The organism is Streptomyces sp. JH14 (assembly GCF_029428675.1).
In the GTDB taxonomy this organism is placed as follows: domain Bacteria; phylum Actinomycetota; class Actinomycetes; order Streptomycetales; family Streptomycetaceae; genus Streptomyces.
The window spans coordinates 3,440,792-3,467,601 of the sequence record NZ_JAJNEL010000001.1; the positions used below are offsets into that span (position 1 = coordinate 3,440,792).

21 protein-coding genes and 3 tRNA genes are annotated in these 26,810 nt (G+C 70.9%); 9 read left to right on the plus strand and 15 right to left on the minus strand.

The genetic code is table 11. The features are described from left to right. Positions 1-2 precede the first annotated feature (2 nt). Positions 3-75 (minus strand) — tRNA-Arg (locus tag LRD69_RS15510). Positions 76-291: 216 nt separating this feature from the next. After that, positions 292-382: transfer RNA gene (locus LRD69_RS15515), tRNA-Ser, on the minus strand. Positions 383-580: 198 nt separating this feature from the next. Here LRD69_RS15515 and LRD69_RS15520 point away from each other — a divergent pair. Together LRD69_RS15520 and LRD69_RS15525 are read left to right on the plus strand one after the other, a co-directional pair. Beyond that, positions 581-1,060: an SSI family serine proteinase inhibitor gene (locus tag LRD69_RS15520; RefSeq protein WP_277327152.1), complete on the plus strand. Its 480-nt coding sequence runs from the start codon at positions 581-583 to the stop codon at positions 1,058-1,060. A gap of 259 nt (positions 1,061-1,319) precedes the next feature. Further along, positions 1,320-5,333 carry a PAS domain-containing protein gene (locus tag LRD69_RS15525; protein WP_277327153.1) on the plus strand — a complete coding sequence of 1,338 codons (4,014 nt, stop codon included), beginning with the start codon at positions 1,320-1,322 and terminating at the stop codon, positions 5,331-5,333. A 69-nt stretch (positions 5,334-5,402) separates the two neighbouring features. Here LRD69_RS15525 and LRD69_RS15530 read toward each other — a convergent pair whose 3' ends face one another. The 8 genes from LRD69_RS15530 to LRD69_RS15565 all read right to left on the minus strand — a co-directional run bounded on the left by LRD69_RS15530 (position 5,403) and on the right by LRD69_RS15565 (position 13,576). Next, positions 5,403-7,052: a long-chain fatty acid--CoA ligase gene (locus LRD69_RS15530; protein ID WP_277327154.1), complete on the minus strand. Its 1,650-nt coding sequence runs from the start codon at positions 7,050-7,052 to the stop codon at positions 5,403-5,405. A gap of 309 nt (positions 7,053-7,361) precedes the next feature. Beyond that, complete coding sequence (locus tag LRD69_RS15535; protein ID WP_277327155.1) at positions 7,362-8,048, minus strand: SigE family RNA polymerase sigma factor; 687 nt, start codon at positions 8,046-8,048, stop codon at positions 7,362-7,364. Positions 8,049-8,239: 191 nt separating this feature from the next. Beyond that, on the minus strand, positions 8,240-9,406 hold the full coding sequence (locus LRD69_RS15540) for a lipid-transfer protein (protein ID WP_277327156.1): 1,167 nt from the start codon (positions 9,404-9,406) through the stop codon (positions 8,240-8,242). Then, entirely contained in the window at positions 9,403-9,798 is a 396-nt protein-coding gene (locus LRD69_RS15545; protein ID WP_277327157.1) for a MaoC family dehydratase, read from the minus strand. Before LRD69_RS15545 ends, LRD69_RS15540 begins: the two co-directional genes overlap by 4 nt. Continuing rightward, positions 9,795-10,841, minus strand: coding sequence for an acyl-CoA dehydrogenase family protein (locus LRD69_RS15550; RefSeq protein ID WP_277327158.1), 1,047 nt, complete (start codon positions 10,839-10,841; stop codon positions 9,795-9,797). The genes LRD69_RS15545 and LRD69_RS15550 overlap by 4 nt, the downstream gene beginning before the upstream one ends. A gap of 1 nt (position 10,842) precedes the next feature. Continuing rightward, entirely contained in the window at positions 10,843-11,823 is a 981-nt protein-coding gene (locus LRD69_RS15555) for a bifunctional MaoC family dehydratase N-terminal/OB-fold nucleic acid binding domain-containing protein (RefSeq protein ID WP_277327159.1), read from the minus strand. Continuing rightward, positions 11,820-13,058, minus strand: a complete 1,239-nt coding sequence (locus LRD69_RS15560) for an acyl-CoA dehydrogenase family protein (RefSeq protein ID WP_277329749.1) — start codon at positions 13,056-13,058, stop codon at positions 11,820-11,822. The genes LRD69_RS15555 and LRD69_RS15560 overlap by 4 nt, the downstream gene beginning before the upstream one ends. Before the next feature lie 206 nt (positions 13,059-13,264). Next, positions 13,265-13,576, minus strand: coding sequence for a hypothetical protein (locus tag LRD69_RS15565; protein ID WP_277327160.1), 312 nt, complete (start codon positions 13,574-13,576; stop codon positions 13,265-13,267). Between the two features lie 358 nt (positions 13,577-13,934). Between LRD69_RS15565 and LRD69_RS15570 the strand changes: the two genes are divergently transcribed. After that, positions 13,935-14,840, plus strand: a complete 906-nt coding sequence (locus LRD69_RS15570; protein WP_277327161.1) for a bifunctional DNA primase/polymerase — start codon at positions 13,935-13,937, stop codon at positions 14,838-14,840. 147 nt (positions 14,841-14,987) lie between these two features. Here LRD69_RS15570 and LRD69_RS15575 read toward each other — a convergent pair. Then, positions 14,988-15,075 (minus strand) — tRNA-Ser (locus tag LRD69_RS15575). A gap of 49 nt (positions 15,076-15,124) precedes the next feature. Further along, complete coding sequence (locus tag LRD69_RS15580; protein WP_277327162.1) at positions 15,125-16,714, minus strand: trypsin-like peptidase domain-containing protein; 1,590 nt, start codon at positions 16,712-16,714, stop codon at positions 15,125-15,127. Positions 16,715-16,911: 197 nt separating this feature from the next. On the opposite strand from LRD69_RS15580, the gene LRD69_RS15585 reads away from it, so the two are divergent. From LRD69_RS15585 to LRD69_RS15595, 3 genes are all read left to right on the plus strand, one after another. Next, positions 16,912-17,739 carry a glycerophosphodiester phosphodiesterase gene (locus tag LRD69_RS15585; RefSeq protein ID WP_277327163.1) on the plus strand — a complete coding sequence of 276 codons (828 nt, stop codon included), beginning with the start codon at positions 16,912-16,914 and terminating at the stop codon, positions 17,737-17,739. Positions 17,740-17,792: 53 nt separating this feature from the next. Beyond that, positions 17,793-18,404, plus strand: a complete 612-nt coding sequence (locus tag LRD69_RS15590; protein ID WP_277327164.1) for an ATP-binding protein — start codon at positions 17,793-17,795, stop codon at positions 18,402-18,404. A 230-nt stretch (positions 18,405-18,634) separates the two neighbouring features. Next, a complete protein-coding gene (locus LRD69_RS15595; RefSeq protein ID WP_277327165.1) occupies positions 18,635-19,600 on the plus strand; it encodes a DUF5926 family protein in 966 nt (321 codons plus the stop codon). Between the two features lie 227 nt (positions 19,601-19,827). Here the strand turns inward: LRD69_RS15595 and LRD69_RS15600 are convergent, their stop codons facing one another. Both LRD69_RS15600 and LRD69_RS15605 read right to left on the minus strand, forming a co-directional pair. Further along, positions 19,828-20,127: a hypothetical protein gene (locus tag LRD69_RS15600; protein ID WP_346771909.1), complete on the minus strand. Its 300-nt coding sequence runs from the start codon at positions 20,125-20,127 to the stop codon at positions 19,828-19,830. A 626-nt stretch (positions 20,128-20,753) separates the two neighbouring features. After that, positions 20,754-21,437 carry a bifunctional DNA primase/polymerase gene (locus tag LRD69_RS15605; RefSeq protein WP_277327166.1) on the minus strand — a complete coding sequence of 228 codons (684 nt, stop codon included), beginning with the start codon at positions 21,435-21,437 and terminating at the stop codon, positions 20,754-20,756. 473 nt (positions 21,438-21,910) lie between these two features. Here LRD69_RS15605 and LRD69_RS15610 point away from each other — a divergent pair, with 473 nt between their 5' ends. Continuing rightward, a complete protein-coding gene (locus LRD69_RS15610; protein WP_277327167.1) occupies positions 21,911-23,398 on the plus strand; it encodes a PP2C family protein-serine/threonine phosphatase in 1,488 nt (495 codons plus the stop codon). A 147-nt stretch (positions 23,399-23,545) separates the two neighbouring features. Beyond that, positions 23,546-25,009, plus strand: coding sequence for an aminopeptidase P family protein (locus tag LRD69_RS15615; RefSeq protein ID WP_277327168.1), 1,464 nt, complete (start codon positions 23,546-23,548; stop codon positions 25,007-25,009). A gap of 40 nt (positions 25,010-25,049) precedes the next feature. On the opposite strand, the gene LRD69_RS15620 is transcribed toward LRD69_RS15615, so the two are convergent. Further along, positions 25,050-25,634 (minus strand): ATP-binding protein, encoded by a 585-nt coding sequence (locus LRD69_RS15620; protein WP_277327169.1) that lies wholly within the window; start codon positions 25,632-25,634, stop codon positions 25,050-25,052. 228 nt (positions 25,635-25,862) lie between these two features. On the opposite strand from LRD69_RS15620, the gene LRD69_RS15625 reads away from it, so the two are divergent. Beyond that, positions 25,863-26,696, plus strand: coding sequence for a hypothetical protein (locus LRD69_RS15625; protein WP_277327170.1), 834 nt, complete (start codon positions 25,863-25,865; stop codon positions 26,694-26,696). Positions 26,697-26,810: the final 114 nt, after the last annotated feature.

The following is a 26,810-nucleotide window of genomic DNA, read 5'->3' on the forward strand; positions in this document are numbered from 1 at the left end:
TGTGCACTCGGCAGGATTCGAACCTGCAACCTTCTGATCCGTAGTCAGATGCTCTATCCGTTAAGCTACGAGTGCTTGGCGTTCCGGGCTTTTCTGCCTGGTCGGCGTTGCGGGAACAACATTACATGACCTGCGCCGTCACGCGAAATCCATTAACCAAACCACCTCTGACCTGCGAAAACGCCTCACAGCCCGCCGTTCGGCCGGCTTGTGGCGGGGTCCCGCGGTGCCGCTGTCACATCCGGATACGACTGAAGCCCCGGCCAGTGGCACGGGGCTTCAGTGATCAAGCGGAGGCGGAGGGATTTGAACCCTCGATGGGCTTTAAGACCCAAACCGCATTAGCAGTGCGGCGCCATAGACCGGACTAGGCGACGCCTCCAGCACACCTCGCGCTGGCGCGAGTGGTGCGTGCAGATGATGACACAGCTGAGGGCTGTGTCTCCAATCGCCGCCTACGGTACTAGGCAGTCGGCCGCCAGGGCAAAGCCTCTGCGGTTGCGCAACGCCGCGGCGTGCGGAGCGTTAGTGGGAAAGGGGGCTTCGCCTCCCCGCTCTTCCCGCTTCCACAGGAGTCCGCATGCTGCGCCGCCTCGCCCTCACCGCCGTTGCGTCCCTCGCCGTGCTGTCCGCCGCAGCACCGGCCGCCACCGCCTCCACCGACCTCCTGCCGCTGCCCCTTCCCTTGCCGATGCCTGCGCCGCAGGACAACGGCGACTCCGGCACCACCCAGCTGAAGGTGACGGTCTCGGACTCCGGAGACCGGGCCGCCGACGGCGTGTACGAACTGCAGTGCCTCCCCGCCCGCGGCACCCATCCGTCGGCGCAGCAGGCCTGCGACCGGCTGGCGGAGCTGGCCGTACCCACGGATGGCGGCACGGATCCCTTCCGTCCGGTGCCCGCGGACGCCATGTGCACCCAGCAGTTCGGCGGTTCGGCCACGGCCCGCGTCACCGGGACATGGCGGGGACAGCCGGTCGACGCGTCCTTCGTTCGGACCAACGGCTGCGAGATCGCGCGCTGGAACGCCCTGCTTCCCGTGCTCCCGAACGTCCGCTGACCACGGGCGGAGGGCCCGCCGGCAGCCGCCGGTCACGGGCGACCGGGCCCGTCGCAGGACACCTGCCAGGCTCTTCACAGGACACGCACAGAACCGGAGTCGTACACCGTATGCACAGAACCTTGGTGAGAGCTCCCCCTCATCCGCCGTCGGATGCCCCTCCCCTGCCTTTAGACTCCTCCAGTGACAGCCTGCGGCCCGAGAGGCAAGATGGGGCCCGCTGTCGGCAAGGTGCGGTAATCAGGGAGGAAGCGTCGTCGTGAGCAGCAGGCCGTCCCGAGGCACTGCTCGCCTCGCAGCCATACTCGATGCCCTTCCTGACGGGCTGCTGCTCGTCAATTGCAACGGCACGGTCGTCAACGCCAACACCATCGCCCTCGAAATGTTCGAGACCCCGGGCACCGCGCTCGTCGGTCGCGGACTGCTCGATCTGCTGCCGGAGTTCGACTCCAAGCTGATTCCCGGGTCGATGCGCAGGCCCGAGGCGGCGGACGAGCGGGGCCGTACGAAGCCGACGCGGATGACCGCGCGGCGGACCGACGGCTCCGAGTACCCGGTCGAGGTCACCAGCGCCAGCCTGGAGGACGGGCAGGCCGCGTACAACGACGTCCAGGCCGGCTACACCGGCAGCTACACGGGCGACGAGCTGCTGATGCTCGTCGTACGGGATCTGTCGGGCACCGTCGACACCGAGGCCGAGCTGGCCCGTTCGCAGCGGCAGACCGAGATGATCCTGCGGGCCGCGGCCGAGGGCGTCGTCGGCACGGACACGGACGGCCGGGTCGTTCTGGTCAACCCCGCCGCCGCGCAGATCCTCGGCTTCCGCGCCAGCGACCTGGGCGGCCGGCAGCTGCACGCGCTGATCCTGCACTCGCGTGCGGAGGGCGAGCCGTTCCCGTACGAGGAGTCGCCGCTCGCCGACACGCTCAAGTCCGGCCGCAAGCACCGGGTGCGCGGGCAGGTCCTGTGGTCCAAGAGCGGCGCGCAGGTACCGGTCGATCTGACGACGGCGCCCGTGCGCGACGGGGACCAGCTGGTCGGTGCGGTGATGACGTTCACCGACCGCAGGCCCTACGAGGAACTCGCCAAGCAGCACACGGAGCAGCTGGCGCAGCTGACCGAGAGCCACACCACCGAGGTCACCGAGCTCACCGAACGGCACACCGCCGAGGTCACGGGGCTGACCGAGCAGCACGCCGCCGAGCTGGCCGACCGCACCGAGCGGTACGCGGCCGAGCTGGAGGAGCAGGCCGAGCAGCTCACGGATCTGACCGCCCGGCACACCCAGCTGACTGCCGTCCTCGGCGAGTCGCTGCGCGGTCCGCTGGAGGAGCTGCGCGGCGAGCTCTTCACGCTCGCCGCCGACCCGGCGGGCCAGCTGTGGCCCGAGGCCAACCAGATCCTGCACCACCTGGCGGCGGGCTACGCCCGGATGGCGACGCTCGTCGACAACGTACTGAGCTTCCAGCGGCTGGACGCCGGTGCGGAGCAGCTGGTCAAGGAGAAGGCGCTGCTCGACGGCGTCGTGACGGCCGGCATCGACGCCGCCGTCGAGCTGATCGGTCCCGGCAGGGCCCAGTTCGCGGTGCACGCGCCGCCGATCGAGGCCGAGGTCGACGCGGGCCGGCTGGTGACCGCGCTCGCGCATCTGGTCGCGGATGTCGCCGGCGTCGACTCGACCGGCCGGGCACGACTGGTGCCGGGCGGCGGCTACGTCGACTCGACGGTGGTCGTGGCCGCGGCCCAGCGCGGCGAGGTCGTACGGATCGAGGTCCGTGGACCGTTCGCCGGGGGAGACCCGGTCCACGAACCGATCGTGCGCGGGATCGTACGGGCGCACGGCGGCGTGCTCCAGACGCACGAGATGCCGGGCATGAGCGGCAGCGCGTACGTGCTCGAGGTGCCGCTGGGCGCGGGTTCGGGCACCGTGGTGCCGCCGGAGGCTCCCGCCGTGCAGGCACCGATGACGGAGACGACGGCCGGTGCCGGTGTCGTGGCCGTTCAGGAGCAGCAGGGCGCATCGGGCGGCGGGCGGCGCAGGGCACGCCGGGCGTCGACGGACGCGTTCCTGGAGAGCCCGGTGGGCGGGACCGATGCCGTGGCCGGGTCCGGCGACGCGGCGGCGGAGCCGACAGGGCGGCGCAGGGCGCGTCGTGAGGCGGTGGCACCGGACGAGCAGGCTCAGCCGGTGCCGCAGGTCCCGCAGTCGCCGCAGGAGCTCGTCCCGGACCGGCAGGGCGAGGGATCGGGGCGCAGGCGGGGGAGGCCCAGCCCCGCCGAGACGGCCGAGCCGTCCGCGCAGCTTGCCCAGGGATCACAGCCGTCGCAGGGACCTGGGTCCGCGTTGGCCCTGTCCGCGGCCGCAGCGCCGTCCGAGGGCTCCGTGGTGACGGCTGCCGAGGGCGCGCAGGGCGGTGGCGGCCGCCCGCAGCGCGGGCAGACCGTACCGCCGCAGGGTGTGCCGGCCGAGATGGCGGTGCCGGTGCCCGCGGGCGGACAGCCGGCACGACAGAGCAACGAGAACCAGCTGGCCCTCCCGGCAGTCGCCCCTGCCGCCGGCCAGGGACAGAGCGAGGGCGGCGCGCAGGCCCAGCAGACCGGGCGGCGGGCCAGGCGGGCGCTGGCGACCGCGCAGGACCGGCCCGAGCCCGCGGGGCCGCGTACCGCGTTCGCACTCCCGCCCGCCGAGGCCGACCGGATCCCGCCCACGGCCGGTGCAGCGGATGCCTCGCTGCCGGGGCGCCATGACGCTGTACAGGTGCCGCAGGGCGACGCCCACACACCGTCGCAGGAACACCCCGTACCGACCGGCCGCCGCCGGGCGCGCCCCGCCGACGCACCGCAGCAGGCTCAGCAGCCGGAACCCCCGCAGCAGTCCGGGCTGCCGGCGCAGCCCGGCGGCTGGTCGGACAACGGCACTTCGGGGCAGGGCCTGGCCGCCCTCACCGCCCTGACCGCCCCTGACGACGATCCGGACTGGACCGGCGCGGGTCACACGACGCACACCACCGGCACCGCCAACGCCGCCGCAGGGGAGAGCCGTCCGCGGGAGAACGCGCCCGCCGCCGCTCCCGTCCCTGCACCGGCGGCCGCCGCCGTGCCCGATGCGCGACGACAGCCGCTGCCCGCCGAAGCCCCCATGCCCGCGTCCTCGGACTCGACGCAGGGGCGGGCGTTCAGCGTGCGGACGCTCGGCCAGGGCGTGCCGTTCGTCCAGCACCTCGCGCACCAGCAGAACCAGACGCTCGGCGGCGCCGGCCGGCGCCGCAAGCTCGCCGCGCCGCCCGCGGCCGAGCGCACCGCACCGGCCACCGTGCCGCAGCCGGCCGCCGCACAGCCCGCCGCCACCCCGGCTGCCACCGCGCAGCCCGGCACCGCGCCCACCACCAGCACCTCGGGACAGCTGCTCGCCGCCCCGGCGGCCGAGGGGCGCGCCTACGCCATCGGGGCCCCCGACGAGGGCGCCGAAGGTCCGGAGCCACTGGACGGTCCGGGCGGCGCGATCGAGGTCGCCAACCGGCCGTCACCGCAGCCGGCCGACGACGAGCTGCCCCCGGAGCCGCTGGACAACCCGCGCCGGCTCCTCGTCTGGCCCGCGCCCGACGCCTCCACCCAGCAGGCGCTGAGCGACCGCGGCTACCGCCCTGTGATCGTGCACTCCCGCGAGGAGGTGGACGCCCAGATCGCGGCGTTCCCCGCCGCGCTCTTCGTGGACCCGCTGACCGGCCCCATCACCCGTACGGCGCTGCAGTCGCTGCGCCAGGCGGCGGTGGCCGCCGAGGTTCCGGTGCTGGTGACGGCCGGTCTGGGGCAGGCGTCGCGGGAAGCGGCGTACGGTGCCGACCCCGCCGTGCTGCTCAAGGCGCTCGCCCCTCGTGACAGCGAGCAGCACCCGCCGCGGGTGCTGCTGATCGAGGAGCACGAGGAGATCGCGGTGGCGCTGACGGCGACGCTGGAACGCCGCGGCATGCAGGTCGCGCAGGCCGCGACCGACAACGAGGCAGTCTCGCTGGCCACCCGGATGCGGCCGAACCTCGTGGTGATGGACCTGATGCAGGTACGCCGCCGACGGGCCGGCATCGTCGACTGGCTGCGCGCGAACGGCCAGCTCAACCGGACCCCGCTGGTCGTCTACACGTCGGCCGGCATGGACCGGGCGGACCTGCCGAAGCTCAGCTCCGGCGAGACCGTGCTGTTCCTGGCGGAACGGTCGACGAGCGACGAGGTGCAGTCCCGCATCGTCGATCTGCTGGCGAAGATCGGCACGAACTGAACAAGGCACCAGGACGGACGACGAGGGCGGTACGGGAAGTCCCGTACCGCCCTCGTCGTCCGTGCCCGATCAGAGGTGGGTGATCTCCAGCTCGCCCTGCGCGTACTGCTGGCGGATCACCTTCTTGTCGAACTTGCCGACGCTGGTCTTCGGCACCGCCGCAATGACCGTCCAACGCTCCGGCAGCTGCCACTTGGCGATGCCCGACTCGGCGAGGAACGCCCTCAGCGCCACGTAGTCGGCGGTGGCGTCGCTCTTGAGGACGACGGTCGCGAGCGGGCGTTCGCCCCACTTGTCGTCCGGGACGGCGACGACGGCAGCCTCGGCCACATCCGGGTGCGCCATCAGGGCGTTCTCCAGCTCCACGCTCGAAATCCACTCGCCACCGGACTTGATGACGTCCTTGGCCCGGTCGGTGAGGGTGAGGAAGCCTTCGTCGCTGATGACGCCGACGTCGCCGGTCTTCAGCCAGCCGTCCTCACTGAACTTGTCCTCGGGGCGCAGCGCCTCGCCGTCCGCGCCTCCGTAGTACGCACCGGCGATCCAGGGACCGCGGACCTCCAGCTCACCTGCCGACGCGCCGTCCCAGGGCAGAAGCCCGCCGCCGGGGCCGACCAGCCGCGCCTCGACACCGGCCGGGAAGCGGCCCTGGGTGATCCGGTACGGCCACTCCTGCTCCTCGGTCAGGCCCGCGGGCGGGTTGGCCATGGTGCCGAGCGGCGATGTCTCCGTCATGCCCCAGGCGTGGCAGAGGCGGACGCCCAGCTTGTCGTACGCCTCCATGAGTGCGGGCGGGCAGGCGGAGCCGCCGATGGTGACGCGGGCCATCGAGGACAGATCGCGCGGGTTGGCGACGACCTCGGCGAGCAGTCCCTGCCAGATGGTGGGGACGGCGGCGGCGTGGCTCGGCTTCTCACGCTCGATCATGTCGGCGAGCGGAGCGGGCTGCAGGAAACGGTCGGGCATGAGCATGTTGACGCCGGACATGAACGTCGCGTGCGGCAGACCCCAGGCGTTGACGTGGAACTGGGGCACGACCACCAGTGTGGTGTCCTTGTCCGTCAGCCCCATCGACTCGGTCATGTTGACCTGCATGGAGTGCAGGTAGATGGAGCGGTGGGAGTAGACGACGCCCTTGGGGTCGCCGGTGGTGCCGGAGGTGTAACACATGGCGGCGGCCTGACGTTCGTCCAGCTCCGGCCAGTCGTATCCGGTCGGACGTCCTGCGATCAGCTCCTCGTAGTCGTGTACCTGCGGGACGGCGCCGTCGAGCACGGAGCGGTCGCCGGCGCCCACGACGACCACATGCTCGATCGACGTCAGGTGGGGGAGGAGCGGCGCGAGGAGCGGCAGCAGCGAGCCGTTGACGAGAACGACCTTGTCGTCGGCGTGCTTGACGACCCAGATCAACTGCTCGGCGGGAAGGCGCAGGTTGAGCGTGTGGAGCACGGCCCCCATGGAGGGAATCGCGAGATACGCCTCCACGTGCTCCGCGTTGTTCCACATGAGGGTGGCCACCCTCTGGTCGCCGACGACACCGAGTTCGTCACGCAGGGCGTGGGCGAGCTGCGTGGCACGACGGCCCACCTCGGCGAAGCTTCGCCGCTGCGGCTCGGGGTCGCCCGTCCAGGTCGTGACCTGAGACTTCCCATGGATCGTCATCCCGTGCGTCAGGATGCGGGTGACAGTCAGCGGTACGTCCTGCATGGTGCTCAGCACGGCGTCCTCCCGGTGGGCGCTACGCGGCAGTAGGGTTCCGCTGATTCTGCGCACATACCGATTGGTATGTCACTACTCCCGGGAGTACGAATCGGTCTCCGCCGGATTCTCCTGGGCGGAACACTGCCGAAATGCCGTCACCGTCCGCGCGCAGCGCCGTCGCCGCCGTCGCATGCGAGTGGACCCGCGGCGCGCGGAGCGGGATTGCGGCGCAGGGAGCGCAGCTGCGGTGCGACGAGTCCCCGCCCGGGGCCGTCCCGGAGCCGTCCCGCGCCCGCGTGCCCGCCCGCGCGCCCGCACGGTTCGGGCTCAGCGGACCGGAATCAGCTCGGGGTCCTCGCGGAGCTTGCCGAGCGCCCGTGACACGGCGCTCTTGACCGTACCGATGGACACCCCGAGCACCTCGGCCGTCTGCGCCTCGCTGAGATCCTCGTAGTAGCGCAGGACGACCATCGCCCGCTGCCGGTCCGGGAGTTTCAGCACGGCCCGCCACATCGCATCGTGCAACGACTGCTGCTCGGCGGGATCGGGTGCGGGAGCGGCCTCCTGCTCGGGCAGCTCCTCGCACGTGAACTCGTCGACCTTGCGCTTGCGCCACTGCGAGGTCCGGGTGTTCAGCAGGGCCCGGCGGACGTAACCGTCGAGCGCCCGGTGGTCCTCTATCCGCTCCCACGCGACATACGTCTTGGCGAGCGCGGTCTGCAGCAGATCCTCGGCATCGCTCGGGTTCGCGGTGAGCGAGCGTGCGGTGCGCAGCAGTACGGGCCCCCGCGCCCGCACGAACGACGAGAACGACGGATACGGAACATGCGGTGCACGCGCCCCGTACGGAGCGTGCGCAGCAGCGGCGTGCGACGCGTGCGGGGTCGCCGATGCATGCTGTGCCTGCGACAGGGCCGATGCGTGCTGCGTGTGTGACGCCGGCAAGGTGCGTGGCGCGTGTCCGGTGGCGGCAGCGGCTCCCCTGGAGGCGCCCGTGCAGACTGGCGTGGTCATGGGTCCACGCTAGGAGCGGTCGCTACGCGGGGGATCGGCCCCAGGTCCCGAAGCCACGTCCGCCTCAGGTTGTAGGGGTGGGGCCGGCCCCACCTCCTGAAGGAGTAGGGCCCCCGTCCTGCGGACTCGGGGTCACCCCTGGGACGGACTCACCGTCCCGCCGCCCGACCGGTGCCCCGCGGCCCCCCCGATCAGCCGTCCGTGCCCAGGATCAGTCCCGAGGTCGGGACCCCCGTACCGGCGGTGACCAGCGTCCTGGCCGCCCCGGGTATCTGGTTCACCGACGTGCCCCGGATCTGCCGGACCGCCTCCGCGATGCCGTTCATCCCATGCAGATACGCCTCGCCCAGCTGGCCTCCATGGGTGTTCAGGGGAAGCGCGCCGTCCGCCACGAAGTCGGCGGCCTCGCCCGGTCCGCAGAAGCCGAACTCCTCCAGTTGCATCAGTACGAACGGAGTGAAGTGGTCGTAGAGGATGCCCACATCAATGTCGCGGGGGGCGAGTCCGGAGGTACGCCAGAGCTGTCCGGCGACGACGGCGGTCTCCGGCAGTCCGGTCAGCCCGTCACGGTAGAAGCTCGTCATCTGCTCCTGCGCCCGCCCGGCGCCCTGCGCCACCGCGACGATCACCGCGGGCGGCCGGGGCAGGTCGCGGGCACGCTCGGCACTGGTGACGACGAGCGCCTGTCCGCCGTCGGTCTCCTGGCAGCAGTCGAGCAGACGGAGAGGTTCGACGATCCAGCGCGATGCGGCGTGATCGGCCAGCGTGATGGGCTTCCGGTAGAAGTACGCCGCCGGATTGCGCGCGGCATGGCGCCGGTCGGTCACCGCGACATGACCGAAGGCCTCCGGCGTCAGGTTGTACGTGTGCAGATAGCGCTGAGCGGCCATGGCGACCCAGGAGGCCGGGGTGAGCAGTCCGAAGGGGAGGTTCCAGCCGAGCGCGGCGCCCTCGGCGGTCGGTTCCCGGTGCTGCATCCCGGAACCGAAGCGCCTCCCCGAGCGCTCGTTGAATGCGCGGTAGCAGACCACGACGTCGGCCACCCCGCTCGCGACGGCGAGCGCCGCCTGCTGCACGGTGGCACAGGCCGCCCCGCCTCCGTAGTGGATGCGGGAGAAGAACGACAGCTCGCCGATGCCGGCTGCCTGGGCGACGGTGATCTCGGGACTGGTGTCCATCGTGAACGTGACCAGGCCGTCGACATCGGCGGGGGTCAGCCCGGCGTCGTCGAGGGCGGCCCGCACCGCCTCGACAGCCAACTTCAGTTCGCTGCGCCCGGAGTCCTTGGAGAACTCGGTTGCCCCGATCCCGACGATCGCGGCCCGGCCGCCGAGGGAATCCGCCCTGCGCACGCTCATGCGGCCCCCTCCGGGACACTGACCGTCACCTTGCCGGTGACGTGCCTGCCGAGGCCATTGGATCCGACCACCGTCACCTCGGCCCTCCCGTCGTCGCCGAGGGCTGTGACGGCGCCGCTCAACACCATGGTGTCCCCCGGATAGTTGGGCACACCCAGCCTGATGGCGACCCTGTGGAGCACCGCCGAGGGCCCGAAGTGATCGGTGACGTACCGCCCGACGAGCCCGTTGGTCGTCAGGATGTTCATGAAGATGTCCGGGGAGCCCTTCTGCTGCGCGAGCTCGGCGTCATGGTGCACGTCCTGGTAATCGCGGGAAGCGACGGCACCCGCGACGATCAGCGTGCGGGTCACCGCGATCTCCAGCGGTTCCAGCTCCTCGCCGACCTTCATTGCGATCCCTGCTTCACCAGCAACTGACCCAATTCCTGGAGCACTTCGCTGCCACATCCCAGGTAGGCGTCGAGCTGTCGGCCCCAGAGGAAGTGGCGGTGGACCGGGTGGTCGAGGTCGGCGCCCGTCCCGCCGTGCAGATGCTGTCCGGCATGCACGACTCTCTTGCCGGCCTCCGAGGCCCACCAGGCCGCGGTCAGCGCCTGCGCCTCGTACGGCAGCCCCTGGTCGTAGCGCCACGCCGCCTCGTACGCAGTGACCCGTATCGCCTCGGTGTCCATATGGGCGTCGGCGGCGCGGAGCAGCACCCCTTGATTGGTGGAGAGCGGCCGCCCGAACTGCTCCCTGGTGGTGGTGTGGGCGACCGCCCGGGCGAGCGACCCCGCGCACACCCCGGCCTGCAACCCCGCGAATGCCGTCCGGCTCGCAGCGAGCACAGCACCGTACGCCTCCGCTCCGGCCCCTGCGCCACCGAGCCGCTCACCGGCCACCCGGTCCAGAGTGAGCCGAGCCGCCGACCACGGAGCCGTGGTCTCCACGGGACCGGCCGTCACGCCAGGATCGGCCGTCCGCACGAGCCACAGCGCCCGGTCCGCGTCCGCGACGAGCACCACGGTGGCGTCCCGCAGCCACGGCACATAGGGCACGCTGCCGCTCAACCGCCCATCCCTGTCGCCCCGTAGACCGCCACGCGCCGGAAATGCGCCGGCGGCGACAGCCGTGCCGTCCCGCAACGGCGGCAGTATTCGCTCCCGTTGTTCGTCCGTGCCATGTGTGGCGACGGCGAGCAGCCCGTACACACATGTGGCCGCGAACGGCACCTGCGCAGTCGTTCTCCCCTGCTCCTCCAGGAGCAGCACCAGGCCCAGCAGCCCGATCTCCTCGACGGCGCCGGTCAGGCCGGCCGCGCACAGCTCCTTCCACAGCCCGGTGTCCGTCCCCGTCCCGGCGGCGGCCAGCCGCTCGTGCGTGGCCAGATCTCCGAAGATCTGCGCGGCGAGACCCTGCGCCGCGGCCTGCTCCTCCGTGGGTGTGAAGTCCATGTCAGCCCTCGCTCCCCCGGAAGACCGGAAGTTCCAACTCGGGGTCCGTACGCAGGAATTCCAGCCTGACCGGCATCCCCGTGCGCACTTTGCCGTGCGGGACCCCGACCACGTTGCTGACCATCCGTACGCCCTCCGCCAGCTCTATCAGCGCCACCGCGTACGGCCCCGCATCGTCGGAGGTGCGGAAGGCGGGGAAGGGCGGGTGGTGCATCACGACATGACTGAAGACGGTGCCCTCGCCGCTCGCCTCGACCGTGTCCCATTCCTGGCAGCCGCATTCATTGCATCCCGGCAGCCAGGGAAAGCGCAGGGCCCCGCACTGCCCGCACCGTTGGATGAGCAGTTTGTGCTCAGCCACCCCCTGCCAGAACCCTGCATTGTCCCGGTTGATGACGGGCCTCGGCCGCAGATTCCGGCCGTCCTGTCCTGCCTCCGGCCCGCCGCCCGGCTTCGTCCCGCGCGCCCTCACCGCAGGCCTGTACCGGAGGATGCGGAAACGATGCGTGCCGGCCGGTTCCCCGGCTGCCCGGACATCCGTCCGTGTGGTGATGAAATAGCCCGTCCCCAGTTTCGTCGTCTTCCGCTCCGACACCGACTCGATCACCGCGTCGAAGGTGATCTCGTCCCCCGGCCTCAGCGGCCTCAGATACTCCTGCTCGCAGTCGGTCGCGACCACCGAGGTGTACCCGGCGCCGTCGAGCAGCCCGAACAGCTCGTCGTACGCCGAGGAACGATCCGAGTGCCCCGAAAGGCCGCCCATCGTCCACGCCTGCAGCATGGTCGGCGGAGCGATTGCCCCCGGCCCTGCGTATGCCGGGTTCGTGTCGCCCATGGCCTCGCACCAGTGCCGGATCATCGGCTCGTTGACCAGGTCCTTGCCGACACCTGCGGTGGCGGCCGCCCGCCCCTCGTACGCCTTCAGCCGCCCGTACAACGCGTCCGGACCGCCCCCGACCTGCCTGTACCGCGTGCCCGTCACCGCTTCCCCCTCTTCATGCCGAGCCGCATCGTCGCGACGATCTCCCGCTGCACCTCGCTCACCCCGCCCCCGAAGGTGTTGATCTGCGCCGCCCTGTTCATCCGCTCCAGCTCCCCGTCCCCGAAGGAGCCGGGCGAACCGCCCCGGATCATCCCGGCCTCGCCCGTGATTTCCTGGCACATTCGATACACCTCCACGGCCGATTCGGTTCCCGCGAACTTCACGCCGCTCGCCTCGCCCGGGGCCAGTGAGCCCGCCCCCACGTCCCCCACCAGACGCCAGTTGAGCAGGCGCGTTGCCGCCAGCCGGGCATACGCCTCGGCCAGCCGGGACCGCACCCACGGCTCGTCAACCGGACGGCGCCCCGTCACTGGATCGGGGGTACGGGCGTGGGCGAGCGCAGCCTCGTAGAACTCCTCGGCCTGCATCCCGATCGCCGCGAGCGCCACCCGCTCGTGGTTCAGCTGGTTGGTGATCAGCCCCCAGCCGGCGTTCTCCTCACCGACCAGGTTCGTGGCGGGTACCCGCACCCCGTCGTAATAGGTGGCCGTCGTGGTCAGGCCGCCCACGGTCTCGATCGGCGTCCAGGAGAACCCGGGGGCGTCCGTCGGGACCAGAATGATCGAGATGCCCTGGTGCCTGGGCGCATCCGGATCCGTACGGCAGGCGAGCCAGATCCAGTCGGCGTTCTGGGCATTGCTGGTGAAGATCTTCTGCCCGTCGATCACCCAGTCTCCCCCGCTCCCGGCCTCGTTCGGGCGGGAGGCGCCCCCTGCGTCCCGCACCGCCCTGGTGCGCAGAGCGGCCAGATCCGTGCCGGCCTCCGGCTCGCTGTAGCCGATCGCGAAGACGAGGTCGCCGCCCAGGATCCGCGGCAGGAAGTACTTCTTCTGCTCCTCGGTCCCGTACTTCATGAAGGTCGGGCCGACGGTGTTGAGCGTGACCATGGATACGGGCACGCCCGCCCGGTACGCCTCGTCGAAGAAGACGAACTGCTCGTCGGGTCCGCGGCCCTGACCTCCGTACTCGACGGGCCAGCCGAGTCCGAGCATCCCGTCGGCGCCGACCCGGCGCAGCAGTCGGCGCTGCTCGGCCGGATCCCCGGCCTGTCTCGCCCGCGCCCCGGACCCCGCATCCGCCCCGGTGGGCACATCCGGACCGGAGGTCACATCCTGGAAATACCTGCGGAGTTCGGCGCGCAGCTGCAGCTGGCGCTCCGTCGGGGCGAGGTGCACGGCAGCCGGCCTCCCGGACACAGGTGAATGGAACAGGATTTCTGACTGTCCGTCAGATTCGAGGTGGCTGTCAAGGCCGGCGGCACCCGAACCCGCCCGCCGGGACATGCGAACGGCCTGCGCAAAGGCGCCGAAGCACCCTCACGCAGGCCGCCGTTCACCCCACCCCGCTCCGGCCCCCCGACCGGCCCACGGCGGGCCCCGGCTCACCAGAGATTGGTGAAGTTCACCGCGATGCTCCTGTCGGACTGGTCGATCACAGTGAAGGGCGAGCCGCTCACCTGCGCCGAGTTGCTCCGGTTCGATGCCCCGGAGCCGGTGGCCTGCTGCTGCGAAGTGGACGAGTTGCCCGAGTTGTTCCCACCTACCCCGCTGCCGCTGATGGTCGCGACGCCCGCGTTCGATCCGCCGCTCGCGAACGCCCCGTTGTCGGCCTGAGCCACGCCGCCGAAGAGTGCGACGGCGAGGGGCAGCGCGGCAACAACCGCGAGGATGCGGGCGGTACGGATGGTTGCCATGTCAATTTCCTCCAGAAACGGATGTGCTGCTTGCTCCGAGGCAGTTGGCCGACGGCCTCGATACGGATCACGACGTCGCGAGATCAAAGCTGCCCACCGAACCCCCTCCGAACCGCCCAGGATCGCCTATTCCCCCGCAAGCATGAGGAACACCTGATAAACCTCCTATGCATCTCAAAGCCCCAATCCGCACCCCGGCGCACACCCGCACACCCTTCGATCCCGTGCATCCCACAAGGAAAAGCGTTTCGCCGCATTTTCTGGCAATCCGCCCGCATCGACGCCTCGGCCGCTCTTCGCCGGCCGACCCCCATCGCCAGCCCTTCCCTTCCTCGAACAGTTGTACGAAAATAGAGCCATGGCCATCACCGACCGGCAGACCGCCACCCTGGCCCTCGCCCACGCGCTCTCCGCCGCCGAGCACGGGCTCCCCGTCATCCCGCTGTCCGCCACCAAGCTCCCCGCGCTGCGCTCCCCCCACCACGACGAGGACCGGCCGGTCCGCTGCCGGGGCGCCTGCGGTCTTCCCGGGCACGGCGTCCACGACGCCACCACCAACCCGGCCGCCGTACGAGCCCTCTTCGCCGCCGCTCCGTGGGCCACCGGCTACGGCATCGCATGCGGCCGGGCCCCGCACCACCTCATCGGCGTCGACCTCGACATCGACACCACCGGCCGGAACGACTCCGTGGCGGCTCTCCAGCAGCTGGCCCTGCATCACCTGTTCACGATCCCGCCGACGGTCACCGTGATCACGCCCAGCGGCGGCCGCCACATCTGGCTCACCGGCCCGCCCGGCGTGTCCGTGCCGAACTCCGCAAGCCGCCTCGCCCCGGGCATCGACATCCGCGGCAGTGGCGGCTACCTGGTCGGTCCCGGCTCGGTCACCACTCGCGGCACCTACCGCCTCGCCCCTGGCGCCGCGGATCTCTCCCCGGCCCCCTGCCCCCGCGCGCTCCTCCGTCTGCTCACACCCCCCGCGCGCCCGCACCAACCCTCGGGCCGCCCCCACCATGGCCAGGGCCTGGTCCAGTTCGTCCTCGCGGCACACGAAGGACAGCGCAACACCCGTCTCTTCTGGGCCGCTTGCCGCGCGTACGAACACGGCTTCGGCGACGAACTGGCGGACGCCCTCACCAGCGCCGCCGTCCGCACCGGCCTCACCGAACGCGAGGCCCGGGCCACCATCGCCTCGGCCGCCCGCCTGACCGCGGACCGCCCCACGGACCCGCAGGACACCGAGCGCCCTGACCCGTCCCCTTGATACGGAACGTTCCTGTCCGCGATCCGCCGCACCCCGACGGACAGGCGGCCTCGGCCGGGACGACAGCAGCGCGCAGGTTGTCAGCAGGCCTCATGCCGAAGGGGCGCCCTGGTCGGACGCCCCTTCTGGCCTGCACATGCGCCGGCCTGGCGGTGGGTGTGGGATTTGAACCCACGGTGACTCGCGCCACGACGGTTTTCAAGACCGTTCCCTTAGGCCGCTCGGGCAACCCACCCCGCGTCACCGGTCATGGACCGGCGTCGACGCGAGGACAGCCTAGCCGGTCAGTTGTCGCCCTTGCGCTCCCCCAGCGTGACTTCGGCCGTCGACACCTTGCCGTCGCGCTTGTAGGTGAGGGTGACCTGGTCGCCCGGCTTGTGGGTCCAGATCTGGCCGATCAGGGTCGGGCCGCTGTCGATCACCGCGTCGTCGAACTTGGTGATGACATCGCCCGCCTTGAGACCGGCCTTGTCGGCGGGCCCGTCCGGGCTGACGGCCGATGTGCCGCCCGAGCCCTGGTCCGAGATGACGGCACCGCCGGTCTTCTCGTCCATCGTGACCGTGGCGCCGATGACCGGATAGACCGGCTCGCCCGTCTTGATCAGCTGCTGGGCGACGTTCTCCGCCTGGTTGATCGGGATCGCGAAGCCGAGACCGATGGATCCCGCCTGGGACTGGCCACTGCTGGCGGTCGACTGGATGGCCGAGTTGATACCGATGACCGCACCGCGCGCATCGAGCAGCGGGCCACCGGAATTGCCCGGGTTGATCGAGGCGTCGGTCTGCAGTGCGCTCATGTACGAATTGCTGCCGCCGGATCCGTCACCGGAGGCGACCGGACGGTTCTTCGCACTGATGATGCCGGTCGTGACCGTGTTGGACAGACCGAACGGCGCGCCGATCGCGATCGTCGAGTCGCCGACCGCGACCTGGTCCGAGTTGCCCAGGGCCAGCGGGGCGAGCCCCGACGGAGCGTTCTTGAGCTTCAGTACGGCGACGTCGTAACCCTCGGCGCGGCCGACGACCTCGGCGTCGTACTTCTTGCCGTTGGAGAACGTCGCCGTCAGCTGGCCGCTGTTCGCCGCAGAAGCCACCACGTGGTTGTTGGTGAGGATGTGGCCTTCCCTGTCGTACACGAAGCCGGTGCCCGTGCCGCCCTCGCCGTCGCCGCTCTGCGCGTCGATGGTGACCACGCTGGGCAGCGCCCTCGCCGCGACGCCCGCGACCGTACCGGGGTCGCGCTTGAGGTCCTGCGGGTTGGCCGACGCCGAGATCGTGGTCGAACCGGAGGAGTTGCCGCTGTCGTTCCGGTCGGCCGCCCAGTAGCCGAGAGCGCCGCCGATACCGCCCGCCACGAGTGCCGCCACGGCCACCGCGGCCACCAGGCCGCCGGCCCGCCGCCGCTGCGAGGCCTCGGGCGACTGCAGCTGGGCCGCCGCACCCCAGACGGGACCTCCGCCACCGGCACCCGCATCCTGCGCGTATGCGGGAACGGTGGGCGGGGGCGGCGGCCAGCCACCGGCCGCCTGCGGCTGGGCCGCGGTCCCGCTGTCCGGAGCGACCGGAGCCATCGGAGTCGTCACGGCAGCAGTCGGATCCTCCGCGGACGGGCCCGGCTGCGCGTGCGTCGTCTGCTGCTCGGGGGAGTGCGGCGGCTGCGGCGGCGGCCAGTCCTTCGCCTGCTGGGGAGGCTGCGGCGGCGGCCAGTCCCTCGCCTGTCCCGACTGCTGCGATGCCGGTGCGTCCGACAGGCCGGGAACCGGGGGCGCCGACGGGGGCGCAGGCGTGCCCTCAGGAGGAGCGGCCGGCACGGGAGGTACGGACGGTACGGCCTGAGCCGCGGTGCCCTCGTTGCCCTCGTTCTCTGTGCTCACAGCTTTTTACTCCTCGGTTCCTCATCAATGTCGGCAAGAGATCCGCTGCGTACGTGTCTGGAGTCAGCTTTTCCCATGACCCGTCAGGCCACTGTAAGCAGGACCTGTGCGTCCGCACACCAATCTTTATATCCGGCAAAACGGTCTCCAGTCGCAAGGTGCGGGCCGCCGTCGCCTCACGGTGACACCATGACGCGGTGAACCATGCACGGCAGCACACACTGCACCATCCCATCCAGGTCATCGCGCACCGCGGGGCGTCCGACGACGCGCCCGAGCACACCCTGGCCGCCTACCGCAAGGCGATCGAGGACGGCGCCGACGCACTGGAGTGCGATGTACGGCTCACCTCCGACGGCCACCTCGTCTGTGTGCACGACCGGCGGGTCAACCGCACGTCCAACGGCCGCGGCGCCGTCTCGGCCTTGGAGCTCTCCGAACTCGCCGCTCTCGACTTCGGCTCCTGGAAGGACCGCGAGGAGTCCCCGGACTGGGATCCGGCGCCGGGCGAGCTCACCTCTGTACTCACGCTCGAGCGACTGCTCGAACTGGTCGTCGAGACACGCGCCGCCGGGCGCCCCCTCCAGCTGGCCATCGAGACCAAGCACCCGACTCGCTGGGCAGGCCAGGTGGAGGAGCGGCTGCTGTATCTGCTGAAGCGATTCGAACTGGACGCCCCGCCGGCGGACGGCCCCTCGCCGGTGCGCATCATGAGCTTCTCGGCCCGCTCCCTGCACCGCATCCAGGCGGCCTCGCCGACTCTGCCGACGGTCTATCTGATGCAGTTCGTATCACCGCGGCTGCGCGACGGGCGGCTGCCGGCCGGTGCCCGTATCGCCGGTCCGGGCCTGCGGATCGTACGCAGTCACCCCGGTTACATCGAGCGACTGCACCGCGCGGGCCACCGTGTGCATGTCTGGACGGTCAACGAACCCGAGGACGTCGAGCTCTGCGCCCGCCTCGGCATCGAGGCGATCATCACGAATCGCCCAAAACAGGTCCTGTCCCAACTGGGTCGCCTTTAACGTCAGTTACAGGGAGTACACCGGCGCATTCAGCCCGTATCCGATCGTTACGAGTGCGTCATCAGCAGGCCATTGGCCGGTTTCCGGTCCAGTCCAGGAGGGCATCCACTCCGTGGCGTGGGGCAAAGGAGGTCTCGGGGGTGGCGTTGGTGGTGGCACAGGAAGTGCCCACGTCGTCGAGCATGGCCGTACCCCATGGCCCTGCGGGCGTGGGTCAGGCGCGGCACCGGATGCGTGAGCAACTGCGCAGTTACGGGGTGTCGGATTCGGTTGTCGACGATGCTGTATTGATCCTTTCCGAACTTCTCAGCAATGCCTGCCGCCACGGCAGGCCGCTGGGGCGGCACACGGATGTGGGTGAGGGCGACGTACGTGCCGCATGGCGCGTCGACGGAACGGGCGGGCTGACCGTCGAGGTGACGGACGGAGGCGGTCCGACCCGACCGATTCCGGCCACACCGTCCGTGACGGCGCGCGGCGGTCGCGGGCTCAACATCATCAGCGCGCTCGCCGAGGAATGGGGCGTGCGCGACAGTTCGTCCGGCGAGGTCACCGTGTGGGTGGTGGTCAGCGAGGGCCACGACCATGACCACGGTCATGGGAGCGGGCACGTACCGGGGCTCGACGGACTGGACTTCGCCGACGCCTTCGACGACGCCGGCTGAGACCGGCACACACTGCGTCGGCTCGCGCAACGACCGGTGCACCGACGGGCACGCACACACGGTGCGGAGCGGCCCGCGCACGGACGCACTCGCGCACCGTACAGATGTACGTGCACACCGGCGATCCGGCACACATGCCGCGGGCGCCCGGGCGTCTGTACACCGGACCCGACAAGGGCGGCTAGGCTCGCGGCCCAGACCGCACTGTCGCAATCGGGAGAAAGCCCACCATGGCCAAGAAGCGCCCTCAGACCAAGGCCGGGAAGCAGCAGCTCAAGGACGGCGAGATCCCGGTGGTCGGGGCTCGCGAACCCTGCCCGTGCGGTTCGGGCCGCCGCTACAAGGCCTGCCACGGCCGCGCCGCCGCCCAGGCCGTCACCGAGCTGGTCCACCGCCCGTTCGAGGGCCTGGCCGGCGAGTGCGACTGGGTCGCCCTGCGGGAACTGGTACCCGCCGCCACGGTCGAACTGGCCCTGAAGGGCGGGCTGCCCGAGGGCGTGCCGTCCGTGACGCTCGCGACCGTGCTGCCGATGGCATGGCCGGCGCTGCGCCGCGACGACGGCTCCGTCCTGCTCGCCCTGCAGAACGACACTCCGTCCGGCGACCTCAGCCGTGACCTGGCGGGCACCCTGCAGCGCGCACTGGACGCCGAGCCCGGTTCGCCCGTCGCCGCCCAGGGTGTACCGGCCGACGGGCCGCGTCTGCAGGACCTGCTCGACCCGGAATCCGCGTTCGAGCCGACCGTCCACTCCGGATTCGAGTTCTGGGTCCCGGACGCGGAGAACGCCACGCCCGAGGTCTCCGCGTCCCTGGAGCGCGCGAACGAGGCGGCGATCCCGACCACCCGGCTCTCCGGGGTGGACGCCGCGTACTGGTGCGAGACCCCCGAGAAGAACCACCTGCGGTGGGTCATGCCGCACCCCGAGGAACAGCTCCTCGACGCGCTCGCCCGGCTGCACGCCGCCGGCACCTCCTCGCTCGGCGAGGGGACGCGCCTGGTCGGATCCTTCCGCGCGCACGGGCTGATGGTCCCGGTCTGGGACCTGCCGAGCGCGATGGGGGCCGAGGACTGCGAGAAGCCCGCAGCCGAGCTCGCCGAGCGACTGGCTCAGGCGCTCGCCTCGGACGCGCCGCTGACCGCGGAGGAGCGGCGGGCCCGCGGCGGCCTCACCAACCGCCAGGTGACGCTCAGCTGACCGTGACGGCGTGCGGACTCCCGCGGGCCGATCGGTGACTCATGTCACAACTCCCCGTACCCGCAGGTAAATAGCTGTCCGAATAAGCGAGATCGAATTTGCGAACGGCAGATCTCTTGTTACCGTTCTAGAAGCCCGGTCGCTGGTGCATCCCCCGTCGCCAGCGATCGGGCGCTCTCATGTCCACGCGTGGTGCCGAACGGCCCGCGGCGGCTGCGGATCCTGCGTCAACGCGACGCGGAGGGTGCCGGATTGGATCCGGACCTCAACAGCAGCGGAACCTCTTCTTCCGCCCCCTCGGCCACTCCGCCCCGTGCGTACTCGGCCACCGCCACGTACCCCTCGGGACCTCCGTACGACCTGCGGCGCGGTGTCTGGCAGACCCCTGGCTCATCCTGTGGATCCACGGTGCAGCGCATGGCGACGGTCCGGCCGCCGGGGCCCATCAGCGTGAGTTCGGAACGCAGTTCGTCGCCCGTCGCATTGCGGTAGTAGCTGCGCGCCCATGTGTCGCGTCCGTCGGTCATGACGCAGGTCTGCGCCTCGACGCCCTCGGGAGACGTCAACTCGGGTCCGCACCGCGCCACGGTCCCCGGTGCGGGCCCGAACGGTGCGGCGGAAGCGGAGCTCGCCTCTCCGTAGGACCCGGCGGCTTCGCCCGCCCCGTCCGACGGGTCGGTATCGGACAGAAATCCGGTCCCGGCACCCCACCCCGAAGATCTCTTTGAAACGGCTCCCGAATACCTCTTCGACGGCTCTTTCGAAAGGCCCTTCGAGCTGGTCCCGGAAGGCCCGTCAGAAATCCTGCCCGGGCGGGACTTTGCATCGGCAGACTTTGCTTGACGCGACACGGAACCAGGGACGCCCGCGGGTTCCGCCGAAGCCGCGAACGGAAGTACGACGGCGGACACCACCACACCCGTCATGACGATCATGCGGAGATTCATGACGGCCCCACCTGTCGACTGCGCGGGAATTCCTGACGGCGCGCCGAAGATATCGGCGAAAATGCGGGCTCCTGGATGAGGAGCACCCATTTACCGCAGAATTCGGACCTGCTCACACCCGAACGAGTGAGCCGAGCCGTCGGCACACCCTGCCGGCCGCCACACGGACCCACCGGCCGGTCACGACACCCACCGTCGGCCGGCCCTCAGTACGCGAGCCGGCTGCCGCCGCCGGGGGCGCTGCTGCTCGCTTCGACCAGCGCGTCCACGACCGCCTCCACATCCGGTAGCCAGGGGGCCGCGGAGCCGGGCAGCGGAGCCCGTTCCCAGCGCACCTGCCCCGTACCCACCTCGGACGGGGGAAGCACGAGGTAGCCCCCCTCGCCGTGGAACCGCAGCGAACTGGGCACCCAGTCCTTGGCGTGCAACAGCTCACCGAGCTGTTCGAGGGTGTACGGAGCCACCAGCAGCGACCAGCGCGTCGGCGTCGCCACCACCGGGCCGACTCGCATGCCCATGCGGTCGAGTTCGGTCAGCGCCCGGGCGCCGGCCACGGCGGGCAGGCTCAGGGCGCACGGGGCGCGGCCACCGGTGGCGAGCATGATCGGTGCGGCCGGCCGGTTGGTCCACCACCAGCGCACCATGCGCTCGTCGGTGGTCGCCGCAAGAAGACCGGGGTCGAAGGGGTGCGCGCCGGGTACGGCGCACTCGGGATCGGGGCAGGCGCAGCCGCGGCCGCGGCCACCGCGGCCACCGGCTGCGTTCAGCCCCACTCCGGGCAGCACGGGCCAGTGCCATGCGGTGGCACAGGTCAGTGCCGCGTCGAGCTGGGCGGGCCTTGCCTTGCGCCGGAGCCGGAGCCTGCGTCGCCTTCCGAGGATCTCGCGCATGAGCGCTCGTTCCTTTCCGTTGAACGCCGAGGGCCACATCACACCACGCGTGCGTCACGCCGCGTGTGCATCACTTCACCGTGCGTACATGCTCTCTAAGTCTGCGGTACGGGTATCCCGTCGGTACCGAGCGTGAGCCGAGTCGAGCTGATCCGGGTCCAGCCAAAAGCGTGGCAAGGGGCTGCGCGCATCGCGTCTGCCGCCCCATGGTGCACCGCCCCGCCACTCGGGGTGGGGCGCGGCCGTCACAAGTGAGGACGTCCGGGCTCGCTGCCAGGTTCCGGAGCGATCAGAACTGCCCCTGGTTCCTCACCGATTACGTACCCAGCATGCCTGGAATGACGCTCCGCCCGGGACTTCACCCCGAGGGAACCCCTGTCGAACAAGACCCAGTCGACCGCAAATAACGTTCATGGGGTGCATTTTTTGGCCAACTTAGTAGTCACACGGACACCACAAATCCTGCAGGGACAATGCTGGACATCTGCTTACTTGTGCGTGTACATGTGGATGCACTGATAGCGGCGCAGAATGACATGGGGGTTTGCGATGCTATTCGACGAAACGCACTGGTCGGAAAGCCGATTGCCATGAGCGCCCCTCACCTGCCGAAAGTGGCTGGAATCGATCCCACAGTTCCTGTTTCAGCGCACACTCCAGGGCCTCTGGCCGGTGTACCCGCCGCGCCAGGAGCCTTCCTCCAGGACCGTCTGGCCGGCTGGGTCTCCGACCTCACCACGCTGCACGAGCTCACCGAGCGCCTGGCCGGAACCAGCACCCTCGACGACGCGCTGCACGAGGTACTCGGCGCCGGCGCCGCCCTCGTCGGTGCCCGCCGCGGACTGATCGTCTTCGAACCCTCCGACCACCGCGGCCCGGTCGCCACCATCGGCCTCGGACTCGCCCATGCCGACCTCGGCCACATCGAGACGGTGCCGCGCTGCGCAACCTCGTACGGCCGGATCCTGGACGGCCTCCCGGACGCCAAAGGACCTCTGACCAGCCCCGATCTGCTGAGTGACGCAAGCCTGGACCCCCGCCACCGCGAAGTCGCCGCGCGGCTCGGATACGCCGCCAGCTACGCCCTGCCCCTCGCCACCGATGCGACCGGCCGGCTGGGCGCGGCCGTCTGGCTCTACGACGAGCCCGCCGAACCCCTCGAACGCCAGCGCCACCTCGTCGGCCTTTACTCCGGTCACGCGAGCGAGCACCTGGCCCGGCTGCTGGAGCTGCACCGGGCCAAGGCCGAGGCCGCCGCCCTCACCGAGGAGCTGCGGCCCGGCCGGCTGCCCCGGGTCCCCGGCGTGCAGCTGGCCGCCCGCCACCGCGTGGCACCGTGCGGTGGCGGCGACTGGTACGACGCGCTGGCGCTGCCGGAAGGTGCGCTCGGTCTAGCCGTCGGCTCGGTGGGCGGCTCGGGCCCGAGCGCTCTGGCCGCGATGGGGCGGCTGAGGGCCGGCCTGCGGGCGTACGCGGTGATGGAGGGCGAGGATCCGGTCGCGGTGCTCTCCGACCTGGAACTGCTGCTGCGGCTGACCGAACCCGCACGGTCCGCGACCGCGCTCTTCGCCTACTGCGAGCCCGCCGCACGCAAGGTCGTGCTGGCCGGTGCCGGACACACCCCACCGCTGGTGATCGGCGACCGGCGCACCGAGTTCGTCGAGACCACCCTGTCCGCGCCGCTGGGCATGCTGGCCTGCTGGGAGGCGCCGAGCGTGGAGATGGCTCCGGCACCCGGCGAGACCGTGCTGCTTTACACCGACGGTCTGCTCCGCCGTACCGGCGACTCGACGGACCGGGCGTTCGCCCGGCTCCACTCGGCGGCCGCGAGCGTGCCGAAGGCACTGCGCCACGACGCCGGATCGGTGGCCGACCATGTGCTGCGGACCGTCCTGCCTGACGGGCTCGACCAGGTCGACAGCACCGAGGACGTCGTCCTCCTGGCCGCACGCTTCGGCTGAGCCGCACCGTTCGCCGGGCTGCCGGGCTCCGCAATTCTCCTGGGTGACATACGGCCGGTCTCTGTAAGAGGTCTTCCGGCCCTGGGCCCCCTTCCGTACGCCCGTACGATGGACGGGGTCCAGTGTCGTAGCAAGGAGAGACAAGTCGTGTCTGAGGAGCTCACCCCGGAGAACCCGGAGACCGAAGAAGCAGAGACGGTCAAGCAGCGGAAGAACGGCCTGTACCCGGGCGTCTCCGACGAGCTCGCCGCCAGCATGAAGTCGGGCTGGGCCGACACCGAACTGCAGGGCCTCGAGCCGATCGCCCAGGCCGAGCACACTGCCGCCCGCCGCGCCGCACTCTCCGCGCGCTTCCCCGGCGAGCGTCTGGTCATTCCCGCGGGCAACCTGAAGACCCGCTCCAATGACACCGAGTACGCCTTCCGCGCGTCCACCGAGTACGCGTACCTCACCGGCGACCAGACCCAGGACGGTGTGCTCGTCCTGGAGCCGACGGACGACGGACACGAAGCGACCGTCTACCTGCTGCCCCGCTCCAACCGCGAGAACGGCGAGTTCTGGCTCGACGGCCAGGGCGAGCTGTGGGTCGGCCGCCGTCACTCCCTGGCCGAGGCCGAGCAGCTGCTGGGCCTCCCGGCGAAGGACGTACGGAAGCTTCCGGGCGCGCTGACCGAAGCCACCGGCCCGGTCCGCAACGTCCGGGGACACGACGCCGGCATCGAGTCCGCGCTGAAGGACAAAGTCACCGCGGAGCGCGACGAGGAGCTGCGGGTCTTCCTCTCCGAGGCGCGACTCGTCAAGGACGCCTTCGAGATCGCCGAGCTGGAGAAGGCCTGCGACGCCACGGCGCGCGGCTTCGAGGATGTCGTGAAGGTCCTCGACAAGGCCGAGGCGACGAGCGAGCGCTACATCGAGGGCACGTTCTTCCTGCGCGCCCGCATCGAGGGCAACGACATCGGCTACGGCTCGATCTGCGCCGCGGGCCCGCACGCCACCACCCTGCACTGGGTGCGCAACGACGGCCCCGTGCGCTCCGGCGAGCTGCTGCTGCTCGACGCCGGTGTGGAGACCAATGACCTCTACACGGCCGACGTGACGCGGACCCTTCCCATCAACGGCACGTTCACGCCGCTGCAGCGGAAGATCTACGACGCGGTGTACGAGGCCCAGGAGGCGGGCATCGCAGCCGTCAAGCCCGGCGCGGACTACCGCGACTTCCACGACGCCGCGCAGCGCGTGCTCGCCGAGAAGCTCGTCGAGTGGGGTCTGCTGGGCGACCTCTCCGTGGACAAGGTCCTGGAGCTGGGTCTGCAGCGCCGCTGGACCCTGCACGGCACCGGCCACATGCTCGGCATGGACGTCCACGACTGCGCCGCCGCGCGGACCGAGACGTACGTCAACGGGACGCTGGAGCCCGGCGTCTGCCTCACCGTCGAGCCCGGTCTGTACTTCCAGGCCGACGACCTGACCGTGCCGGAGGAGTACCGCGGCATCGGCGTCCGGATCGAGGACGACATCCTCGTGACCGAGGACGGCAACCGGAACCTCTCGGACAAGCTGCCGCGCCAGGCCGACGAGGTCGAGGCGTGGATGGCTCAGCTCAAGGGCTGATCACCGCAAGTCGGTTGCGGCACATCGGAGGGCGCCCCGCTCAGGACACCATGAGCAGGGCGCCCTTCCGCCATTTCAGGACCTTGTCGAAACTCACCACCGCGCCCCGGCCCGGACGGTTGCCGAAGTGGACATGGTCGGCGAGCTGCTCGATCAGGCAGAGTCCCCGGCCGTCCTCGGCGCTGAGCGGGGGGAGCTGCTGCGATGGATACGGCTGCTGTTGATGGGTCTGTGGTTGCGGCTGATGCGGCTGCGGGTGTTCAGCGGTGCGAAGCACACTCCGGGCAGGGAACCCGGGTCCCAGATCGGCGACTTCGATACGGCATTTCTCACCGTCCAGATAGGCGGTGACCCAGTACTGCCCGGAGGCCATGACGGACTGATCGTCCCAGGAGTCCCACGTATCCCACGGATCGCAGTCCCCCGCGGCGACGAGGTCGCCGGCGCCCCTGCGCTCCCCACCGTGCTCGACAGCGTTCGCACACGCCTCGCTGAGGGCGAGCGACAGGTCGAAGGAGATGTCCGGATCCACGCCCGCGGTCTCCATGGTGCCGAGCAGGAAACGACGCGCGAGCGGAACGCTCGCAGCTTCGCGCCGCAAATGGAGTGACCACCAGATGCTCATGCTCCAGCCTCCTGGCTGCGGCTCGACATACCGATACGTATTGCCGCAGACGGCGGTTCGTAAGCACAGTTCCGATGTGAGACCGCTCATTCGGCGGATACCCGCACTCCGTACACCCGTGTATGCCGGACCCGTCCAGCACACGCGCCTCGCATCCAATCGGGCGGAAGGCGACCTTCCGGACCTGCCCTCCGGAGTCCGGGGGCGCAGTGCGATGATGGCCCGGCCATGTCTATGCCTGTCGCACGCGCCGGAGCCGGTCTGCGGCTCCTGAGGGCCGCGGTGTTCACCGCGGCCTGTGTCGCGCTGTCCGCGGCAGGGCACACACTGGCGTCCTGCGACATCGTCCCCTGGTGGACATTGCTCGCGAGCTTCCTCGGGGTCTTCGCCGTGGTGGTGCCGCTCGCCGGACGCGAACGTTCCATGCCGTCCATCGCCGCCGCCCTGGCCGGCGGGCAGATCGCCCTGCACACCCTGTTCGGACTGGGCACGCACAGCGCCTCCGGTGCGGCGAAGGACGCGGTGCCGGGCGGCGACGGCTCGCTGATCCGGTTCGCGGCGAGCCTCGTATGCGGCGCAGGACCGGCACAGCTGAACGCCGCCGACGCCCGCCGCATCGTCACCGACGCGGGCATCGACCCGGTGACCGTGATGGCCCAGGGCCATCAGCACATGACCGCCGTGACCGGGACCGTGGTCACCACCGCGCCCGACCCGACCGCGCTCGCCGGACTGCTGCCCAGCCTGCCCATGCTGCTCGGCCACCTGCTGGCCGCACTGGCCACCGGCTGGCTGCTGCGGCGTGGCGAAATCGCACTGTTCCGGCTGCTCCGGCTGTCGGCGTACGGCGCCAGGCAGCTTGTGGCCGGGGCCCGGTTGCGTGCGCTGCGGGCCGCGCTCGCTCTCGTACGGGCACTGCGCGCCGGCCTCCCGGGCGAACCGGCGACCGGGCCGCGCGCCCCCCGCACCGCGGCCGACGCCCCGGCTCCCGCCACCGGCGATCCACTGCAGCACCTGGTGATCAGGCGCGGGCCTCCGTCCGTATTCAGCCTCGCAGCCTGACGCGACACCCTCCGCCCGTCGTACACACGGCTCGACGCAGTCATCGCCCGGCCCTTCGCCGTGCGGTGGCCGCGCGGCCCGGTACACGCACTGCGCACGTGAGGAAGAGGTGTC

Bases quoted from the DNA above. Each gene is read 5' to 3' on its own strand.
- LRD69_RS15540 (WP_277327156.1), bottom strand. From the start codon at position 9,406: ATGAGCGTGCGCAGGGCGGATTCCCTCGGCGGCCGGGCCGCGATCGTC.
- LRD69_RS15600 (WP_346771909.1), bottom strand. From the start codon at position 20,127: ATGACCGACGGACGCGACACATGGGCGCGCAGCTACTACCGCAATGCG.
- LRD69_RS15610 (WP_277327167.1), top strand. From the start codon at position 21,911: ATGCTGGACATCTGCTTACTTGTGCGTGTACATGTGGATGCACTGATA.
- LRD69_RS15625 (WP_277327170.1), top strand. From the start codon at position 25,863: ATGTCTATGCCTGTCGCACGCGCCGGAGCCGGTCTGCGGCTCCTGAGG.
- LRD69_RS15605 (WP_277327166.1), bottom strand. From the start codon at position 21,437: ATGCGCGAGATCCTCGGAAGGCGACGCAGGCTCCGGCTCCGGCGCAAG.
- LRD69_RS15550 (WP_277327158.1), bottom strand. From the start codon at position 10,841: ATGGACTTCACACCCACGGAGGAGCAGGCCGCGGCGCAGGGTCTCGCC.
- LRD69_RS15595 (WP_277327165.1), top strand. From the start codon at position 18,635: ATGGCCAAGAAGCGCCCTCAGACCAAGGCCGGGAAGCAGCAGCTCAAG.
- LRD69_RS15545 (WP_277327157.1), bottom strand. From the start codon at position 9,798: ATGAAGGTCGGCGAGGAGCTGGAACCGCTGGAGATCGCGGTGACCCGC.
- LRD69_RS15535 (WP_277327155.1), bottom strand. From the start codon at position 8,048: ATGACCACGCCAGTCTGCACGGGCGCCTCCAGGGGAGCCGCTGCCGCC.
- LRD69_RS15520 (WP_277327152.1), top strand. From the start codon at position 581: ATGCTGCGCCGCCTCGCCCTCACCGCCGTTGCGTCCCTCGCCGTGCTG.
- LRD69_RS15570 (WP_277327161.1), top strand. From the start codon at position 13,935: ATGGCCATCACCGACCGGCAGACCGCCACCCTGGCCCTCGCCCACGCG.
- LRD69_RS15620 (WP_277327169.1), bottom strand. From the start codon at position 25,634: ATGAGCATCTGGTGGTCACTCCATTTGCGGCGCGAAGCTGCGAGCGTT.
- LRD69_RS15565 (WP_277327160.1), bottom strand. From the start codon at position 13,576: ATGGCAACCATCCGTACCGCCCGCATCCTCGCGGTTGTTGCCGCGCTG.